The following is an 18,762-nucleotide window of genomic DNA, read 5'->3' as shown; positions in this document are numbered from 1 at the left end:
TTCGCCCAACCAAATTACACGGTGGCTGAAGGCGACCCGGTTACGATTAACGTTACTCGCACCGGTGGCACGGCGGCGGCATCGATTAACTACGCTACTCTTGACGGTTCGGCAAGTTCACCAGCGGATTACACTGGGACGGCGGCGGGGGTGTTGAATTTTGATGCGGGGCAAACTACCGCTAGTTTCACCGTGACGGCTTTGAGCGATTTGAGTTTGGAATCGCCGGAAACGGTGAATTTGGTGCTCTTCGGTGGCAATGTCAGTAATCCGTCAATTTTGACGATTAATGATGTGCCGCCGCCAACCAGGTTTTTCTTCAGTCAGGATACTTACAGCGTCATAGAGGACGAAAATGCGCTGATTACTATCAATCGCAGTGGCGACCTTTCGCAACCGAGTGAGATTTTCTTCGGCACGGCTGACGATACTGCTCAGTCTAGGATTATGCCATCGGATTACATCCCTGTGTTTCAACAGATCATTTTTGAACCCGGAGAAACTAGCGTACAAGTTCCGGTTCAAACTTTATTTGACGGTTTCGCGGAGTTTTCTGAAACGGTGGATTTGGTCTTGATTGGTAGCAGTGTGGATAGTCCGGTACGGGGAGTTTTGACCATTATTGATCGTGAGAGTATGTTTGGGCGTCAAGCTTCCTTCTTTGACGGTTCGTCTCGTGATCCTATTACTGATGGTGGTTCGGGAGATTTTACGACGCTTAATCGGACTGGCAATACTTCGCTTTCGGCTTCGGAGGACTATTTGATTGCTCCTCGTGGTGGTCAACCTGTGAACAACGTAGGCTACAACATTAGTCCATTTGCTGTGAATCCTTCGGGAGGCACGGTGAACATTAATCCCGGTCAAACTCCCGTTAGTCTGACGAATAACAATCTTCCTGATTTGACTGGTGGGGTGGGGAATTCAGGCTTGGACCCAGGTTCGATCGGCCGTCCGGCATCGACTAAAATTACTCTGATTTAAGGCTGTTAGTAGGGCGAGGAATCCTTGCTCTACTAATATGTCCCGCAAGTAGTTAAATGCTTTTTATCAGTCTGGCTCCTCACTACAGCTTTTTTCAAGAAAGTGAGGTAGGCAGGTAAAATCTTCGCTGTGTGACAGTCGCTGGCACCGACAACTAATGGGATTCACCTACAGGGCTGATTGTGGGCGACATCGACCAGAATCCCCTTGCTGGTGCTAGTTTCGTGGCTTTAAACCCATTTGCTACTCCGGTCTGATAGCACCCTTTCAAGGTCGTACTCTTAGATGCTACGCGCATTATTCGAGTACGACCTTGAACCCTTGTATATGGAAAGAATTAGATGGCAATTTGCTATTGGCTGGGGGTTTTTGAGATTGTTGGTTTGTGGTAAGTATTGTTTGTAAAACCCGACCCTAAAATTATCGATTGGATATTATTTTTTTTTTCGTTTACCTACTTAATCCTTAATTTGTTGATAAGCTTGCTGACACTGTTCAAAGGTTGAGGCGTCAGCTTCCCTATTCCCAAAAGATAGTTGCTCATGTATTCTTATCAAAGTTTCGTAAGGCACTGGCTGGGGTAATTGCTGGATTAATTGCAAATATTCGCCATCAGTGTGGCTGGGTTGATAAACTACGGTGCCCGCATCATTTAACCGCTGCAACAGCGCCATGTAAAGATAGCGGCAAGCTTGGCGGTATTTGCCTTGTTGCTGCAAATTTTGCGATCGCAACAACCACTCTGCTACCGACAAATCGTTAATTGCTTTTTTCGCACTTCCATCAGTTGTTTGATTCCTCTTTTTGAAATTATAAATATAAAAACGTAACAGTTGCCAAATCTGCCTACTCGCCCAGACTGCGAGCAATGCTAAGATTAACCAAAAGGCGGCTTTAGCGATCGCCCCCAAGATGGGGGAATCAAACCAAGATGGCAATTTGACATTGGGTATATTTTGGGCAGTTTTTAGTTCCCACCACTCCTGCAATCGTTGTTGCGACTGTCCTAATTGCCAACCCAAATTAGTTTTCTCAAAGGAACTTTCAGACATAGCTTTACATCACTTAATCGATTTGGGCTTGTGGATTTGGGATTTTTTTATTCGATCGTCTTACTGCACATTTTGTACAGCTTTTAAGTTGCTACTAACTAATTGACTCCTCGATCGCAATTTCCATGCAAAACTCAGTACCTCGATCGCCCAACCGATCGAACTCGGTTTCAATACCACATATATTAGCTTTTTGTCAAGAGAGAGAGAGCACTTTTGGGATGCTTAACTGAGTGATAGGAAATTTGATAAAGATTTACAAAAGAAACGTGTCAGAATGGAAACAATAAGGTAATGGGTAAAAGACAAGGAGGCACTGATGGTAGCGCTGACTGAACGAGTCCAACGCAGATTGACGGTGGAAAAAGTCGAAATTGCCCCTGATACAACGGCAATTCGATGCCTGGACTGGGATAGAGACCGCTTTGACATCGAATTCGGACTCAAAAACGGTACAACTTACAACTCATTCATTATTCGCGGTGAAAAAACAGCCCTCGTCGATACCTCGCACGAGAAGTTTCGCCCGCAATACATGGAAACTCTGACGGGCGAAATTGACCCCAAAGAGATTGACTATCTAATTATCAGCCACACGGAACCAGACCACAGCGGTTTAGTCAAAGACGTGCTGGCGCTGGCACCCCAAGCAATTGTCGTGGGGGCGAAAGTAGCAATTCAATTTTTAGAAAACCTTGTACACCAACCATTTGAGCGATTGGTAGTAAAAAACGGGGACAAACTAGATTTAGGAAACGACCACATTATCGAATTCGTATCGGCGCCGAACTTGCACTGGCCTGATACTATTTTCAGCTACGACAGCAAAACTCAAGTGCTGTTTACCTGCGATGCTTTCGGGATGCACTACTGTTCCGACAGCACCTTTGATGACGATTTAGCAGCAGTTGAGGAAGATTACCACTTTTATTATGAGTGTTTGATGGCTCCCAATGCTCGATCGGTACTCGCTGCGATGAAGCGGATGGCAGAGTTGGGAGAAATTGGTACTGTTGCGACCGGTCACGGCCCCTTGCTGCGGCACAATGTGGTGGAACTTACCGGACGCTACAAAAGGTGGAGCCAAGCGCAAGCTAAGGCAGAAACCACTGTAGCGGTATTTTACACCTCCGACTACGGATGGAGCGATCGACTCAGCCAAGCGATCGCCCACGGTATCACCAAAACTGGTGTCGCTGTGGAAATGATGGATTTGAGAATCGCCGACTTGCAAGAAGCCCGCGAACTTGTCGGTACCGCCGCCGGTATCGTGATTTGTTCGCCACCGAGTAGTGGTACTGCTGCTGCGAATGCCGAAGCTGTTATCAACACAATTTTAGTTGCGGCTAACAACAAACAATCTTTCGGTTTGTGCGAATCCGGCGGCGGCGATGACGTATCTATTTACCCGCTGCGAAACAAGTTCAAAGAGTTGGGTTTAAAAGAAGCATTTCCCAACATTTTAATTAAAGAAACGCCGACAGAAGCGAGTTATCAACTTTGCGACGAAGCCGGCACTGACTTGGGACAGTGGCTGACGCGGGACAAAGCAGTCAAACAGATGAAATCCCTCGACAGCGACCTCGATAAAGCTTTGGGACGGATCAGCGGCGGACTGTACATCATTACCGCCCAAAAAGGCGAGGTTAGCGGTGCGATGCTAGCTTCTTGGGTAACGCAAGCCAGCTTTAAACCGCTGGGTTTAACAATAGCAGTAGCGAAGGATCGGGCGATCGAATCGATGATGCACGCGGGAGATAAATTTGTTCTCAACGTGCTGGAAGAAGGCAATTATCAAACCTTGATGAGGCACTTTTTAAAGCGTTTTGCTCCTGGTGCCGATCGATTTGCCGGAGTTAAAACTCAACCAGCAACCAACGGTTCTCCGATTTTGACAGATTCCTTGGCTTACATGGAATGCGAAGTAGTCAGCCGGATGGAACTTTCGGATCATCATATCGTATATGCGATCGTCGATAACGGTCGCGTATCCAATCCCGATGCACTGCCGGCAGTTCACCACCGCAAAGTGGGAAATCACTATTAGGAAGGAAATTCGGCAACGAGCCGTGTACGGGATTTAACGGATGTAACTGACATCTTGCACCATTTTCAATAGGTTTTTTATGGGCGGGCTAGAAGCCCACCCCACAAGAAATTCACTCTTTGTGGAACAGGCATCTTGCCTGTTCTTGACAAGGGTGCAAGATTTAAGATGTAACGGCCTCTTTATCAGGGGAGAAACGTGATTTCTTTTACGCAACAACTCTCAAAGTAGGGTGCAAGCTAAGCACCTTACCAGGCAAACCGTTGTCATTTAGACTCCATTTTAATAGGGGAATTGCCAATGCCTGCCAATCTTTTAGAAGACCGAGATTACACAATTATTATTGCCAGAAGCGATGCCAGCAGAGACCCTCACCATCCTTGGTACGAGGAGTGGGTAGAAGCACAGGCATCTCTGATCGACTTAGCAAAAAAATGTCAGGAATTTGATAGCGACGGCATCACCCTTTACGAAGCTTCTACTCCTATGTGGAAGTATAAAAATTCAAATGTTGCCCGGTTAGCTGAAATTTTGCAGCGACAAAATACAGAACCGGATTCAGAAAACCCGACTACAATTCATTTGGAAGAAGCTCTGAAAGCAAGTTTTAGCGATTATTTCGCAAACAAAACAGATGGCAAAGGGAACAAAGGAGCAATAATTGTTGCAGTCCTAGATCAAAAACCCGAAAATACCGCTGCTGTCGCTGAAATTATTGTAAGTGCAGCAAATAAAATAGATAAAGACGAAGAAATTGGAGTGAGCTTTATCCAAATTGGGGATGATTTGAAAACCAGGGAATTTCTGATTGACCTGGATACCAATTTACAGGGTAGAGGCGCAAGGTTTGACATTGTAGATACCAAGTTTTGGCACGAAATCAAAAGAAGTTCTGTAGTTCAGTTTCTCATAGGTGCAATTAATGACTAATACTTTGACTCCTAGACTCGCATCTGATGCCAAACCCCGCGACGTGCAGTTTATCCCGATCGCCCTCGATACTTTTATTCTGCGATCGCGCACTTGGGATCGACTCAAATTTGAAGTCGAGTATTCGCTGCAAAAGGGTACGACAGCCAATAGCTACATTATTCAAGCTGACAAAACTGCTTTGTTCGACCCGCCGGGGGAATCTTTTACTCAAAATTACCTGGAATTTTTGCAGCAACGGGTGGACTTGACCAAGCTGGATTACATAATTTTGGGGCATTTCAATGCTAACAGATCAGTAACAATTAAAGCTCTGTTGGAATTAGCTCCTCAACTAGCTTTGGTTTGCACGAATCCCGCCGCAATTAGTTTGCGCGCCGCTTTTCCCGATCGAGAATTAAACATTATGATCGTTCGGGGAGAAGAAACTCTCAACTTAGGAAAAGGTCACGCCTTAAAATTCATCGCGACTCCGACTCCTCGCTGGCCCGATCAACTTTGCACCTACGATCCGCAAACTCGAATCGTGTTCACTGACAAACTATTTGGAGCTCACGTTTGTGGCGACCAAGTATTCGATGAAGGGTGGAGCGTTTACAGCGAAGATCGGCGCTATTATTACGATTCCCTGCACGCATCTCAGGCCAAACAAGTGCTGACTGCAATGGATAAATTCGCCGATTTACCAGCAGCATTTTATGCTCCCGGTCACGGCCCGATCGTCCGTTACGGCCTTAATGAACTGAGCAATTTGTATCGGGAATGGAGCCAGCAACAAAATTCAAAAGACTTGACAGTTGCTTTGATTTATGCTTCGGCTTACGGAAATACGGCTACTTTAGCCCAGGCGATCGCCAAAGGAATTACTAAAGCCGGCGTTGCGGTGGAAAGTATCAACTGCGAATTTGCCGAACCGGGAGAAATTCAAGAGGCGATCGAGAAATGCGCGGGATTTATCATCGGAACTCCCACGCTAGCAGGACACGCTCCGACGCAAATTCAAACTGCTTTGGGAATTGTTTTATCTACCGCAACTAAGAGCAAATTAGCCGGGGTTTTCGGTTCTTTTGGCTGGAGTGGAGAGGCGATCGACTTAGTTGAAAATAAGCTGAAAGATGCCGGCTATCGAATTGGATTTGAGCCGATTCGAGCCAAATTTAAGCCGACGGCGGCGACGATTCACGAGTGCAAAGAAGCGGGAACGGATTTTGCTCAAGCTTTGATTCGATCGCAAAAATTGCGGGCACCGAAACCGCAGTTAGCAGCGGGTAGCGATCGCACTGAACAAGCAGTAGGGAGATTGGTTGGTTCGCTGTGCGTACTCTCGGCGAAGCGGGGGGAGGTAGCCAGTGCGATGCTGGCTTCGTGGGTGTCGCAAGCAACGTTTAATCCGCCCGGTGTGACGATTGCGGTGGCGAAAGATCGATCGATCGAAGCTTTGATGTACGCCGGAGATAAATTTGTGCTCAATATCTTAGCAGAAGGGCGACAGTTGCGGAAGTATTTCATGAAAAACTTTGCTCCGGGAGAAGACAGATTTGCCGGAGTCGAAACAATGGAAGCTAGCAACGGCTGTCCAGTTTTGACTGATGCTCTAGCTTATCTCGAATGCGAAGTGATAAGTCGGATGGAATGCGGCGATCACTGGGTAGTTTATGCAGCGGTTGAAAACGGTCATTTGCTGAAAAATGACGGCGTGACAGCGGTGCACTATCGGAAATCTGGGAGTCATTATTAAAGTGAAGTAATCTTGATAAATCCTCGCTTTTCCACAAGTCCGCCGGGGGTTTAAACCCCCGGCTAATAGCTAAAGTCCTCTAAAGAGGACTGATGATTTTAACAGTCCTCTTTAGAGGACTTTCGCTTTGAGGCAGGGGTTGAAACCCCTGCCGGACTGGGGGAAAGCGCGTGTTTAATGATATAAAACTCCCTTACTTTTCTTTTATTTCCTGTTCCGGCCACAGATAAATAGCGCCCGAAATCAAAGTTAAAGCCACAGAAACCCAAAAAGCAATTAATGCGGGAAAATTCCACGCTTCCGACAAAGGAGCAATTAAAAGTGCGATCGCCACAATCTGACTCACCGTCTTCAATTTGCCCCAAATATTAGCTCCCGAAATCGTAGTTTTATTAACACGCCACCCCGCAATTGTCAACTCCCGACCAAAAATCAAAAACACTCCCCAAGCCGGGATTTTCCCCAACTCAATCAATACCAAAAGCGGCGCGAGCACCAACAATTTATCGACCAAAGGATCGAGAAACTTACCCAAATCGGTAATTTGATTCAACTTCCTAGCCAAATAGCCGTCCAGCCAATCAGTAGCCGCAGCTACCACAAAAATTGCGGTGCAAATCCAGCGGCTTTGCGCGCTTGGGTCGTACAAACCGTAGAGCAGAAAAGGCACTCCCAGTAAGCGAGAAAAAGTAATCAAATTAGGCAAATTCATAATAGCAAGAAGTTCGGCAACGCGCAGTGTAAGGGATTTAACGGATGTAACAGATATCAGGAAGAAATCAGAAGTCGCTCCTGCAATTCATTAACTGTCGATCCAGTTCTATGATATAATCTCGGCCGTAAGATTGATTTTCTAATCCTTGTACCAGATTTTCTGGCAGGTCTTGGGCAATTTCACTGCTACAGGAACCAGCCGCTAAAGCAATAGTGGCTACTGTATCCACATCTCCCGAAAAGGCAATGCAATCTTGGAGCAGTTTGCTCATACTATCATTTCGCACGATCGCAGTAATAGCTGCTCTAACACAGACCAAACCTTTAACGCTGACTTGTCCTTGCCAAGGTATCGACCACTCACCAGCTACGTGCCTTTCTAGAAAATTTCCCAAATTCTTCTTTAAACCTAGCTGATAAATAAAGTAATGGGACATCAAAGCAGCGGCTATAGCTGCATTAATGCCATCGGGAGTGTTGTGAGTAATTGCAGCTTGAACGGTAGCATTCTCGATGACTTTTTCAATAGTAGGAAAAATGCCAATGGGGCCTGCTCGCATCGCAGAGCCGCTTTTATCGCTAGCAGAGTGAATTTTTTCTAAGAATTCTTTTCCGTCTTGAACTTGTAGCAAAAAATTGTAAAATTTGCCCGCATAACCAAATCGCCGATCGCGGTGAAAAGCTGCAACAAATTTACTGGCTAAAAGTTCCGGCGTCCAAGGTTCTCGGCTGACGATCGCTTCTGCGACGGCTAAACTCATCTGCGTATCGTCTGTGTAACATCCAGGCTGGATGTCGTGATGGGGATGCTTTATGTAAGCGTTGAGATTGTTGTACAATTCGATCGTCTGCTGGTCAACAAATTCAAAACCCGCACCATAAGCGTCACCAATCGCTAATTCTATTAACATATATTTAATCAGTTCCCAGCTATTTCATCCCCTGTTTTTTCCTAAAATAATAAAAAAAACAACCCAAAACAACTTACCTATCTAACACGCACCGTTTTTGCTGAAGACCACCCCAATTGTTTTGCAAATCAGAGTGATGTCGTAGACAACAGACCACTTGCCCTGATAGGCGAGATCCATCTGCACAATTTCGTCAAAGTCTTTGACTCCAGACCGTCCGTGGACTTGCCACTCCCCAGTCATACCGGGTTTGACATTTAAACGCTGCCAGTGAACAGCGTCATAGGCAGCAACTTCATCAGGAGTGGGCGGTCGAGTTCCCACCAAACTCATGTCGCCGACTAACACATTCCAGAATTGAGGTAACTCATCCAAACTCGTGCACCGCAAGAAGCGGCCGACGCGGGTAATTCGCGGGTCATTTTCATTCTTAAAAATGTGACCCTTGGCTTGGTTGTTAACTAAATGTTTGAGCTTTTCTGCATCGACAACCATCGATCGAAATTTCCACATTCTGAAAAGTCGCCCTTGGAAGCTGCAGCGGACTTGACTGTACAGCAGCGGGCCCCGATCGTCCAATAGCATCGCCACAGCCACCGGCACCGCCACCACTGCTGCAATTGCCAGTCCCAGCAGCGAGCCCAAAATATCGATCGACCGTTTTACCTTGCTCGTTACGGATCGGTGATGTTGTTGTTTTGATACACCGACTCTGTAAGTAAATTCTTGAAAAAATAAGGACAGCATTTCTGATAATGATGATTTCGACGAGGCACCCATCGGAAATTTCATATGATTTGTCTCAACTTTAACGATCACGTCCATCTTATTACCCCTCCCAAATCTGCAGAACCTGAAATACTCAGCTTTGCACAATCTTTAAAAACCCATAACACTTTTATAAAGTTTCTATGTGTTTTTTCTAAAAACGTATAAAGTTTATGTAAAGTTACGTAAATTTACTGAAAAAAGTTAGTCCTGGATGCAAAAAAACCTGGTTTCGACTAGGACTCTTCCCGGAAGACAGGGAGGGTGCTACAGAGAAACCGGGTTTTTTGCCGTTTAGCGATAAATATCGGTGCGAACATCCCAAGCAAGTGTTAGCGGCTCTAACAATTTTTGCTGGCTGCTAGAGGCGAGTTTACCTAAATATTCGCGGACAACAGAGGCGTGTTCGAGATTCAACCGATAACCCCGCGAGACATCTTCAAAGAAAAGCGGCTCAGCCCAAATTGCTTCCCAATCAGGATTTTGCCTCGACTCCTCGGCGAGCAGCATGAAATCTTCCTCCGCAGGCACAAGCCCCGCCGGCAAATTTCCTTCCAAAATCCGCAGAATCCGGGGTTCGCAAGTACGGGTATTCACGCCCTGGCGTTCCAACAACTGCAAAATTTCCTGAAAGCTTAGAGTTTCCTGGCCCAAAACCTGCATTAATTCCCAGAGCAGAAAAAAGTCGCTGTACTGCTGCTGCGACACACCCAAAATGTGAGGATAGAGAGCCACACTCGCTAACCCGCAGGCAACTCGACCCATTTTTTGGGGGAAATTGGTACTTTGAGATACAGAATTTAATGCAGAATTGTCAATCTCAAAAGTATCTCGATCGCCCAGCAATTCCTGGTCTTGAACCACGATCGCATTCGGCAGCTTCTGCCGCAACCAGCGGGCAATCGCAGGCCAAGCACCCATACCCCCCGCACAAATCGCCTGATTAATCCCCGCCGGCGACATTCCCGCGCGGCTGAGCAAAGCATTCAATTCACGATTCAACTGCTGCACAAAAGGCACTAAAACCAGACTTTCCAAATCTTTGCGCTTCACATCCCAATGCTGCTGGCCAATATCCAAAGCAAAAGTTTTTTGATGTTGCAAAGTAACTTTTATTTGCCTTGCCGCCTCTAACAATTGCAGGCCAAAAGCAGAACCTTGTAACCGCTGCTGCAACTGATACCGGCTCGGCAAATCAGGATGGCCAGGACGTGGCAAATCGATCGACATTCCCCAAGTTTCATTTTTAGCCAACAACTGACAGATAATATCCTGATCGAAAGCATCGCCAGCCGCATCAAAACTGTGGCAAGTAAAATCAGCACGACTTAAATCTTGAAGATTAGACGGCAACTCAACTAAAGCTAATTCCACCGTCGCCGCCCCCGCATTCAAAATCAAAGTTCCCCCGCTAAAAGACGAAGCATTCACAGCCAGCGGTGCAGCTTCTTCACCGCCCTTAGCAGAATCCACGGCTGACGACTCGACTTCCATGTTATTTTTCACAGGAGTTACAGCAGCAAGCAAAGTGGCGATCGCATCTTCCACTACAAAAATTTGCGAACCAGAAGCCACCAGAGACGCGCCCAAAACCGCCTCCTGCAGATTAAACATATAAACATCCGACCAGCCGGCCGGAGTCCCCAAAATTACACCCTGCAAGTCTAAAAGCGCCGCATCGAGAGTTTCTGGCGTCAGTCCCGAAGCCCTACAAATTAAATTAGAAACTGGCAATCCTGCAAAATTCGCCCTTGGTGCAGAATCCAAAATTTCCCCTGATTCGGCAAATTTTTGTCCCCGCAAACTCGGATTCAAAGTAGCCAGCAGTGCCCGCACGCATTGCAGCGGCAAGGCGATCGAAAAAGCCTCGAAGGGCGACCACTGCAACAGCGGTTCGTACATCCCAGCAGCCTCCCGCTGATAAGGAATGCCCACCTTTAAAGGCAATTTAAAATTTTCCAGTAAAAATTCTCCAGCAGCCAAAGCCTGGGGTCGGAATCCCACCGACTTGACTGTCACCTCTGACCCTGGGCTACCTGGGGATGTTTCCGCCATCACCGCAGCCGAGGGAATCCGACAACTGGCGTCTGCTGCCCAAGCCTCAGCCTGCGATGCTTCCCAGTAAATCGGGTGCAATTCGCCGCTGGTGCGATCGAGCAAAGCCGCAGACAGGCCGCTGGAACCGAAATCAATGCCCAAATACCAGCTAGAATTCCGGCGTTCTGTGGATGGGGCGATCGCACCTCCGGCAGAATGCCCAGCCGAGTCTTGCTGCTGTGTCCCGGCCAACTCGCTAAAATCGGTTTTCCCCTCAACAACTCCTGCTTTATTCTCTGTCGAAATTAGGTTTTTTTTTTACTTTCTGGAGGACTCGATCGCAGTTCGTTAGTTTCGGCAGTTTCTGGAGGGGGAGAAGCAGTCAAAGGTCGATCGGTCTCGGTCAAACTAGCCAAAATCTCGTCTAGCGTCAAATTCGAGTCGTCTTCCTCCGCAAACAAATCATCCTCAAGTTCGTTTTCCAAAACAAAGGGTTCATCATCAGAGGAGAGTTCCAACACATCGGAGAACAAATCCTCCAGCGTGCCGAGTTCTTCCTCTGCCGCCTCCGCAAAGGGATTGTTTGCAATGCCTTCGGGGGAACTCGCCGATAAATCCAAGGTGTTAGCGACTGAGAAATTCGATCGCCCGAAGCTAGTATTTTCCAATCCCTCCAGATTGTAGAGGTCTGCCTCCAAAAGTTCCAGAGTATTGTTGTCCAAATTTAGAGCTCGATCGAGGTCATCTTCTAATGCCTCGACCGGCAGCAAGTCCTCGTCCGGCGAAGCTTGGATGTACCCCTCATCGAGGCGCTGCGAGGATGAGTCGAACTCGCCAGTTTGAACGTCACCGGCACTCGGCACACGGGACTCGGCACTGGGGCGGTTTGGGCTAATTTCGGCAGGCGTTTTCAACGGCAAAGCTGCTGATTGAGGGACTGTAGCGCCGAACTGCTCGCCTTGGTTTTGAGCCGTTTCTAGATTTTCTCGATCGTCCGCGTCAAGTTGCACCTCGGCGGTTGAGGCTGGTGCTTCTGAAACTTGAGGTACTGTTGCCCCTTGCGGTTCAAATAAATCTGCACTATCTAAAGTTAGAGACTCTACAGAATTCCCCATTACCAAGTCTGAATCTTCATCTACTAAAATCTCTTCCAGAGATTCGCCTTCATCGAGCAGATTTACAAACAAATCTTCGGTCATTTTTAGCGATTCGGCAGTTTCCTCGTCCGCCGACGCTCGATCTTGGACACCTTCACTTTGGGGCTCAATTACAGTATTTTCTACAGGGGTACTTTCGATTTGTAATTCTACTTCAGGAACCGCTTCTCCCGCGAACAAACTTGCATACAAATCCTCAATATTTTCGCCTGTTTCTGTTAAGCTATTCTCCGATTCACCGCCAGAAAACTCAGTTGCATTTCCCGATGTTTCGGGTGCACAATCGAACAAATTATCTTGCAACTCCGGGAGCAAAATTGGGGCTTGAATGCGATCGCGGTCGCGCCTCAACTGTCTGAATTGCGGAGAAATTTCTGTACCGGCGTAGGGAAATCTGTCTTGTTCTCCGAATTCGCCGGTGCGAATTTCCTGCACCGAGTCTCCAGTCTGAGTCTCTGTGGCTGAGTTCTCGATCGCAGTATTTGAAGGGGCGGGAGCGACAGAAGATCGATCGGCTGCGGTTGGGGTGACGGTTTCGAGATTATTTGCTAAATCGATCGGCTGTTGAACGTAGGAAGACGCTTCTCGCCCCAACTGTGAGGCCAAGTGGTTGACCAAAGCCGCGAACATCGCCTCGCTCTGCTGGCTCAAACCGTACATATTTTCGAGTTCTTGTCTCAAGGAAGCTTGATAGCTTTGCAGATTTGCTTGCAAAGCCTCGAACACGATAGCCATCCTAGAATCGAGACTCATCAGCAGACTGTCAGCATGAGATTGGAACAGTTGCATTTGCTCCAACCTCTGAGCCGGCGTCAGCAGCGGGTGTTCTTCTGAGGTTTGTGGGTTAACTGTTACGTCAATAGCCGATTGTTCATCAGGCGCACTGCCCAAAGAGTAAGGTGCTGCGCTGCTTTGCAATAACTGATTTTCTAGGGAACTTAGAATTTGGGAGAAATCGCTAGTCAAGGTTTCTTCCAAGCGGGCAGTCAGTACCTGCAAGAATTCACCAATGATTTGCTGTTGGTTGGCTTGTTGCTGAGCTAGGGATTGTTGCTGCTGCCGTTTTGCTTCTAGCAGTTTGATTTCTTGAATTAGAGCTTGCTGCTCTTGCCGCAGAGCTTCTATGTCTTCTTGGAGCGGCCCTGTCAGGCTGGAACGCAGGTGGCTGATTTCTCCGGTTACGGCAAGCATGATTTGCTCTGCGGCTGAGGGGCGAGGCGCGGGCAGAGGCACTTTGGGTACTGGAACTGGTTCGGGGCGGACATTTGGGCGGGCGGGGGCCTTTGGGGCCGTTAGCTTTGAGTCTGAGGAAACCAGATAAGCGCGAACTCGCTCTAAAAGTTGGCGCTGGTGGACAGTATCGAGCGAACCCGTCCAAGGCAAGCGGGGTGCGGGCTTGCTGAGTACCTCGTCTATCTCAGCAATCAGTGCTTGAATTTTGTACTTCTGAGAATTCAAGGGCGGAACCTCTGGGAATGCGGCTTGGGAGAAACTTTACCAAAAAAAGACTGAAGTCAATCGATTTTAGATTTTAGATTTTAGATTTTAGATTGAAGCATTGACCTCACGGATAATTTCGGGGGGCAAGTTTCAGCGGATACAGGTTTTTTATTTCTCCACGGATAATTTCGGGGGCTTGTATCCTGGATGCTTGATTGTCAGGCGGCAGCGATGCCAATAGATAGATTGACACTCCCGGCGTTTACGCGCGGGGATTCTTTAATCTACGAGCCAACTTGCTGAGGCAGGATTTCTCCAACCAAAGTAGAGGTCAATTCTCCTAAAGCGTTGCTTGGCTCAAGGCCAAAAGTTCCGGTATGCCCTACCGTACCCAATCCTCGACTTAGGATGTTTCTAGCTGCGTTTTCATCACGATCTAAGACACAACCACATTTACAGACGTGGGTTCTAGTAGATAGCGTTTTCTTGACAATTTCACTGCAACTAAAACATTCTTGGCTGGTGTATTGTGGATTCACCGCAACCGTGATTTTCTCGAATACTTTTCCGAAGTATTCAAGCCAGATACGGAATTGATACCAAGATGCGTCGTTAATAGACTTGGCCAGACAATGATTCTTCACCATATTTTTGATTCTCAAATCTTCGTAGGCTATCAAGTCGTTTGACCCAACTACGCACCGTGCAAGTTTTATTGCATGGTCTTTACGTTGCCTACTTATTTTAAGATGGCGCTTGCCTAGAATCTGCCGAGCTTTGCCCCTGTTTTTTGAACCTTTTATTTTCCTAGATACACGACGCCCAGAGTGTTTGAGGACTTTTTCACCTTTTCTCAGAAATCTAGGATTTTCAACCGTAGTTCCGTTCGAGTCGGTGTAGTATTCTTTTAAACCCACATCTAATCCGATCGTAGTACCAGAGGGTTCTGTATTTTCTTTTCTATCAACATCCACGCAAAATTGAACGTACACGCCATCAGCACGTTTGACCAATCTCACCCTTTTTATTTGGCTGATTTGGTAAAAATGTAGATCGCGTGTGCCTTTTAGTTTTAACCGCCCAATTTCTTTTTTGTCGGTAAAGTTGATTGATTTTCGATCGTTAGCAAGTTTCCACCCCGTCGATTTGTACTCAACTGAGCGACCATCTTTCTGGAATTGTGGATACCCTTTTTTACCGGCAATACCCTTCTTGCAGTTATCATAGAATCGGGAGATAGAAGACCATGCTCGTTCTGCACTGGCTTGTCGAGCCATTGAATTGAGTTCGTCGGCAAACGGGAAATTACGCGCCAGTACCGCGCAGTATTTATTCAAATCGTATTTGTCCACTTTTTTGTTGTCCATCCAATACCTTATACAGCTATTGCGGACAAACTTTGCGGTACGAATTGCTTCGTCTACTGCGTTGAACTGATTTGATTTTCCGTAGGCCTTAAACTCGAAAACTAGCATGGTTTTACCTCCTATCTTAGGCTACACAATTCAGCATAGGGCACTTGGTATTGCAACAAAGCTTTACAATTAAAGCCGTCCTTTTAGGACGGGGTTTTCAACCCTGTTTTTTGAGAATCTGAATGCGAGTCAGTCAATAATTAACTAATATTTTGTGACAACTGTTAATTAACCTTTTGTCTTTGGATGACTTCTATTGTCTATGATAGGTTAGCCGGTACTTCCACACCAAATGCCCGTTTCTATCAACTGCAAATGCGATCGAATTCTCTGCCGGGTGGTTTCCTGTTTGCCGGCCCGAGGCCGATTCCTGGTCGGGATAGCTGCGATCCCGACGAACTTTTGCCTTCACCCGCTTGAAGGGCGGGGCGCACACTGTCACCGCGAGTTTTGTTAGCATGGCGGCGCGCCACTGTGTCTTCATTTTTCACCGACTGGGAAAAAAGCTCAAACAATTTGCGAGTTGGGATGCCGGGATTCGGGATTGTCCCCGTACAGTTGGTTTGAGTAACCTTTTATTATAGCCTTTTATCTGTATTCATGGCTAGATACTAATGGTACAATAATCTTGGGGTAGCAGAAAAGTTTGCTGGGAAGTGGGTGGGTTTCGCTCGCCAAGAGCGCCAGCCTTTAGGCTCGCAATGGCTGTGGATTTTGCCGATCGTGCTGACATTTGCCAGGTTCTAGGCAGTTGCTCGGATTTGGGATCTGTCTGCCGTGCTTGCAGGCTTGTACTCGTGGATTCTGCCTTCTCGACTGCTGGGCTGACTGACAACAAATCTCTCAGCAGTGTTAAGCTTGTCTTCGCGAAGTGCTTTCAAAGGTAATTCGATCGGCTCAGTCGTTTGCCACATTGCTAAAATTTTGTTAATAAAATTTGCTCCGTGGTATATATCTAAAAAATTATGGTATATTCTTTAGTTTCTGGCTCGCAATCAGAGCTTGAGGCTATTAATTCCCATATTGGGCCTTTGACCGCAAAACTTTAGAGGTAAAATTGCCGATTTTAGATCCTTGTTTCTCAAATCTTGAATCTCAAATCGAATGACTCGGCTGCAAGCTATTTCTAACTGCCCAGCGCAGATCAAGCGCGTAAATTAAAATGATGGCCTCATGGAAGACCGCTTTAACACCCGAGATCCGCAGTCCAATATAAATCAATTGATAGTTTCTACTCCTTTTTTTGCAGGCTTGCCCGATCCTGTAATTGAGAGAGCAACTCTCCACATCGTTACCCGCAGTCATCCGGCAAATCAAGTGATTTTACTCGAAAATGACTGGGGAACATCAGTGTATTTTATATTGGATGGTTGGGTGAAAATTCGCACCTACAACCTAGACGGAAAAGAAGTAACACTGAATATTTTAGGGAAAGGAGAACTGTTCGGGGAAATGGCCGCGATCGAAGAAGCACCGCGATCGACAGATGTCATCACCCTAGCCCCGACACTGATCGGCAATATGCCATCTCAGGATTTTGTGCAGCTCATTCATACCGAGCCGCTAGCAGGCATTCGCCTAGCTCAACTGATGGCGCGTCGCCTGCGACAAGTCAACCGCCGCCTGCGTTTGCGAGAGTCTGACAGTACCTCGCGAGTAGCAGATATTCTATTATTTTTGGCAGAGGGGCAAGGCAAAAAAATCATGGAAACAGGAGGTACAGAAATACCGAACCTGCCACACAGAGAATTGAGCAGCCTCAGCGGGCTGGCTCGCGAAACAGTAACGCGAGTGCTGAGCAAGCTGGAAAAAAAAGGAACTATTCAGCGCGAACGTGACGTTTTGTGCATTCCCGACCTGCACGCCTTAGAGCGTCTGTTAGTCTAGAAGTATCAGAGATTGCTTTTATTGAATCTAATTCAAAAGCACTCTCTGTTAATTAACTGATATTAATGATTTCCCGCCGGAGGTAAAGCTATGAGTTTTAAGAAAATTTTTGTTGCCTTAGATGATTCAGAACTGAGCCACCGCGTCTTCAGTCAAGCTTTAGAATTAGCTCTGAGCGATCGGGCCCAGGTGATGCTATTTAACTGCGTTACTGTCAACACGTTGGGCGAGACGGCAGTGCCAATTCCGGTAGATTTGGGCATGAATGTCGAGTTAATGAATCAAGCTTATCAAGCTCAACGTTTGCGGCTGGAAAGCGAGGAAAAACAGGCTTCGGGCTTGCTCAAAAATTACTGCGACGCCGCAGCAAAACAAGGATTGCAGGTGGAATTTGACTGCAAAAAGGACGGCGCTCCGGGGCATAGTATCTGTGAAGCCGCCGAAAATTGGGGCGCAGATTTAATAGTGTTGGGAAGGCGCGGCCGCACGGGACTCGCAGAAGCTTTCCTCGGCAGCGTCAGCAATTATGTCGTTCACCACGCATCTTGTTCGGTTTTGGTGATTCAGGAAGGCAAAATCGAAAAATAATGCTGCTGAAAATTTTTGCTGAGAAAATCCATCTAAAATAAGACTTGCGTTCGTACCTAAACCCGGTTTCTGCGAGCAATATTAAATTGGGCGGCGAGGCATCCAAACAGTGAAACCGGGAATCAGCCGTATCGGGCGCAAGTCCCGTAAAATCTAAAATCTAAAATCTAAAATCTAAAATCGGAAAATCGGGAATCAGCCGTATCGGGTGCAAGTCCCGTAAAATCTAAAATCTAAAATCTAAAATCTAAAATCGGATGAGTGATTTTTTGTCAGCAGATGCTGCGTCTAATTCGGGTAGTTCACCCAGTACAAATAACGAGCCGCAAACCGCCGATATTTCAGCACTGGCTGGCGATCGTACAAATCCAGATCCGGGGAAGCGCCCCTCTGGGGAAGCGCCTTTAAGGCTGGTAGAAACGGCTTTTTTGGCAAGTACCGCTAGCTTAATTTGGCTGGTAAATTATTACTTTCCGCTGGGGCCTTTGCTGCGGGTTTTTTTCCCGATACCCATCGCCCTGGTTTATTTGCGCTGGGGCAACCGAGCAGCTTGGATGGCAGCTTTGGTATCGGGTTTGCTGCTGTCGGTACTGATGGGCCCGACGCGGAGCATTTTATACGTGATGCCTTTTGGAATTATGGGAGTTGCGCTGGGAGGACTTTGGAGGCGCAAAGCGAGTTGGTCACTCTCTGTTAGTGTGGGTGCAGTAATTGGTACTGTAGGCTTCTTTTTTCGGTTTTGGCTGCTGTCAGCGTTGGTGGGTCAAGATTTATGGGTTTACGTAACGGCCCAGGTAACAGAGATGGTGGAATGGGTGTTTGTGAAGCTGGGCTGGCTTAATGTACCGAGTTTGGACACAATTGGGGCGATCGCCGCCGGGATGATTTTGGTTAACAATATTGTCTATTTATTTGTAGTGCATTTAGTAGCTTTGCTGCTATTAGATCGTTTGGGAAATCCAATTCCGCGGCCACCAAGCTGGGTGCAAGTTTTGATCGATTATGAAGAGTAGTTATTGGGCATGGGGCATGGGGCATGGGGCATGGGGCATGGGGCATGGGGCATGGGGCATGGGGCATGGGGCATGGGGCAT

At 47.1% G+C, this 18,762-nt stretch carries 16 protein-coding genes; 8 read left to right on the top strand and 8 right to left on the bottom strand.

The annotated features are described in order from the left end of the window. The coding region (locus QUB04_RS29840; RefSeq protein WP_333290141.1) for a Calx-beta domain-containing protein at nt 1–984 on the top strand (984 nt) is incomplete at its 5' end. A gap of 458 nt (nt 985–1,442) precedes the next feature. On the opposite strand, the gene QUB04_RS29835 is transcribed toward QUB04_RS29840, so the two are convergent. Further along, entirely contained in the window at nt 1,443–2,036 is a 594-nt protein-coding gene (locus QUB04_RS29835; RefSeq protein ID WP_333290139.1) for a DUF4129 domain-containing protein, read from the bottom strand. A gap of 319 nt (nt 2,037–2,355) precedes the next feature. On the opposite strand from QUB04_RS29835, the gene QUB04_RS29830 reads away from it, so the two are divergent. The 3 genes from QUB04_RS29830 (at nt 2,356) to QUB04_RS29820 (ending at nt 6,751) form a co-directional block, all read left to right on the top strand. Continuing rightward, entirely contained in the window at nt 2,356–4,083 is a 1,728-nt protein-coding gene (locus QUB04_RS29830; RefSeq protein WP_333290137.1) for a diflavin flavoprotein, read from the top strand. Between the two features lie 300 nt (nt 4,084–4,383). Then, on the top strand, nt 4,384–5,013 hold the full coding sequence (locus QUB04_RS29825) for a hypothetical protein (RefSeq protein WP_333290135.1): 630 nt from the start codon (nt 4,384–4,386) through the stop codon (nt 5,011–5,013). Further along, complete coding sequence (locus tag QUB04_RS29820) at nt 5,006–6,751, top strand: diflavin flavoprotein (protein ID WP_333290133.1); 1,746 nt, start codon at nt 5,006–5,008, stop codon at nt 6,749–6,751. The genes QUB04_RS29825 and QUB04_RS29820 overlap by 8 nt, the downstream gene beginning before the upstream one ends. A gap of 193 nt (nt 6,752–6,944) precedes the next feature. On the opposite strand, the gene pgsA is transcribed toward QUB04_RS29820, so the two are convergent. The 6 genes from pgsA to QUB04_RS29790 form a co-directional block, all read right to left on the bottom strand. Next, the gene (gene pgsA / locus QUB04_RS29815; protein WP_333138896.1) at nt 6,945–7,463 is read right to left on the bottom strand and encodes a CDP-diacylglycerol--glycerol-3-phosphate 3-phosphatidyltransferase; all 519 of its coding nucleotides are present in this window, start codon (nt 7,461–7,463) and stop codon (nt 6,945–6,947) included. A gap of 67 nt (nt 7,464–7,530) precedes the next feature. Then, nucleotides 7,531–8,376 (bottom strand): ADP-ribosylglycohydrolase family protein, encoded by an 846-nt coding sequence (locus QUB04_RS29810; protein ID WP_333290131.1) that lies wholly within the window; start codon nt 8,374–8,376, stop codon nt 7,531–7,533. An 81-nt stretch (nt 8,377–8,457) separates the two neighbouring features. Beyond that, nucleotides 8,458–9,123, bottom strand: a complete 666-nt coding sequence (locus QUB04_RS29805) for a sugar transferase (RefSeq protein ID WP_445301105.1) — start codon at nt 9,121–9,123, stop codon at nt 8,458–8,460. Between the two features lie 315 nt (nt 9,124–9,438). Continuing rightward, nucleotides 9,439–11,433 (bottom strand): hypothetical protein, encoded by a 1,995-nt coding sequence (locus tag QUB04_RS29800; RefSeq protein ID WP_333290129.1) that lies wholly within the window; start codon nt 11,431–11,433, stop codon nt 9,439–9,441. Between the two features lie 53 nt (nt 11,434–11,486). Next, the gene (locus tag QUB04_RS29795; RefSeq protein WP_333290127.1) at nt 11,487–13,796 is read right to left on the bottom strand and encodes a hypothetical protein; all 2,310 of its coding nucleotides are present in this window, start codon (nt 13,794–13,796) and stop codon (nt 11,487–11,489) included. A gap of 266 nt (nt 13,797–14,062) precedes the next feature. Continuing rightward, complete coding sequence (locus QUB04_RS29790) at nt 14,063–15,253, bottom strand: transposase (RefSeq protein WP_333290125.1); 1,191 nt, start codon at nt 15,251–15,253, stop codon at nt 14,063–14,065. A gap of 186 nt (nt 15,254–15,439) precedes the next feature. On the opposite strand from QUB04_RS29790, the gene QUB04_RS29785 reads away from it, so the two are divergent. Continuing rightward, entirely contained in the window at nt 15,440–15,613 is a 174-nt protein-coding gene (locus tag QUB04_RS29785) for a hypothetical protein (RefSeq protein WP_333290123.1), read from the top strand. A gap of 323 nt (nt 15,614–15,936) precedes the next feature. Here QUB04_RS29785 and QUB04_RS29780 read toward each other — a convergent pair whose 3' ends face one another. Beyond that, nucleotides 15,937–16,107, bottom strand: a complete 171-nt coding sequence (locus tag QUB04_RS29780; RefSeq protein WP_333290121.1) for a hypothetical protein — start codon at nt 16,105–16,107, stop codon at nt 15,937–15,939. 259 nt (nt 16,108–16,366) lie between these two features. On the opposite strand from QUB04_RS29780, the gene QUB04_RS29775 reads away from it, so the two are divergent. The 3 genes from QUB04_RS29775 to QUB04_RS29765 all read left to right on the top strand — a co-directional run bounded on the left by QUB04_RS29775 (nt 16,367) and on the right by QUB04_RS29765 (nt 18,681). Beyond that, nucleotides 16,367–17,080 (top strand): Crp/Fnr family transcriptional regulator, encoded by a 714-nt coding sequence (locus tag QUB04_RS29775; protein WP_333290119.1) that lies wholly within the window; start codon nt 16,367–16,369, stop codon nt 17,078–17,080. A 90-nt stretch (nt 17,081–17,170) separates the two neighbouring features. Beyond that, nucleotides 17,171–17,668: a universal stress protein gene (locus QUB04_RS29770; RefSeq protein WP_333290117.1), complete on the top strand. Its 498-nt coding sequence runs from the start codon at nt 17,171–17,173 to the stop codon at nt 17,666–17,668. A 257-nt stretch (nt 17,669–17,925) separates the two neighbouring features. Beyond that, nucleotides 17,926–18,681: a DUF2232 domain-containing protein gene (locus QUB04_RS29765; protein ID WP_333290115.1), complete on the top strand. Its 756-nt coding sequence runs from the start codon at nt 17,926–17,928 to the stop codon at nt 18,679–18,681. Nucleotides 18,682–18,762 lie beyond the last annotated feature (81 nt).

Origin of the sequence: Microcoleus sp. D2_18a_B4 (genome assembly GCF_036702475.1) — a bacterium.
Lineage (GTDB): Bacteria > Cyanobacteriota > Cyanobacteriia > Cyanobacteriales > Microcoleaceae > Microcoleus.
Note: the sequence above shows the minus strand (reverse complement) of the source record. Positions and strands in the feature narration are given on the sequence as shown.

What these genes read in the sequence shown, in the direction of transcription:
- pgsA (WP_333138896.1), bottom strand. Translation starts at nt 7,463, where the DNA reads ATGAATTTGCCTAATTTGATTACTTTTTCTCGCTTACTGGGAGTGCCT.
- QUB04_RS29765 (WP_333290115.1), top strand. Translation starts at nt 17,926, where the DNA reads ATGAGTGATTTTTTGTCAGCAGATGCTGCGTCTAATTCGGGTAGTTCA.
- QUB04_RS29830 (WP_333290137.1), top strand. Translation starts at nt 2,356, where the DNA reads ATGGTAGCGCTGACTGAACGAGTCCAACGCAGATTGACGGTGGAAAAA.
- QUB04_RS29785 (WP_333290123.1), top strand. Translation starts at nt 15,440, where the DNA reads ATGACTTCTATTGTCTATGATAGGTTAGCCGGTACTTCCACACCAAAT.
- QUB04_RS29780 (WP_333290121.1), bottom strand. Translation starts at nt 16,107, where the DNA reads ATGTGGCAAACGACTGAGCCGATCGAATTACCTTTGAAAGCACTTCGC.
- QUB04_RS29820 (WP_333290133.1), top strand. Translation starts at nt 5,006, where the DNA reads ATGACTAATACTTTGACTCCTAGACTCGCATCTGATGCCAAACCCCGC.
- QUB04_RS29770 (WP_333290117.1), top strand. Translation starts at nt 17,171, where the DNA reads ATGAGTTTTAAGAAAATTTTTGTTGCCTTAGATGATTCAGAACTGAGC.
- QUB04_RS29825 (WP_333290135.1), top strand. Translation starts at nt 4,384, where the DNA reads ATGCCTGCCAATCTTTTAGAAGACCGAGATTACACAATTATTATTGCC.
- QUB04_RS29790 (WP_333290125.1), bottom strand. Translation starts at nt 15,253, where the DNA reads ATGCTAGTTTTCGAGTTTAAGGCCTACGGAAAATCAAATCAGTTCAAC.
- QUB04_RS29775 (WP_333290119.1), top strand. Translation starts at nt 16,367, where the DNA reads ATGGAAGACCGCTTTAACACCCGAGATCCGCAGTCCAATATAAATCAA.
- QUB04_RS29835 (WP_333290139.1), bottom strand. Translation starts at nt 2,036, where the DNA reads ATGTCTGAAAGTTCCTTTGAGAAAACTAATTTGGGTTGGCAATTAGGA.
- QUB04_RS29805 (WP_445301105.1), bottom strand. Translation starts at nt 9,123, where the DNA reads ATGCTGTCCTTATTTTTTCAAGAATTTACTTACAGAGTCGGTGTATCA.
- QUB04_RS29810 (WP_333290131.1), bottom strand. Translation starts at nt 8,376, where the DNA reads ATGTTAATAGAATTAGCGATTGGTGACGCTTATGGTGCGGGTTTTGAA.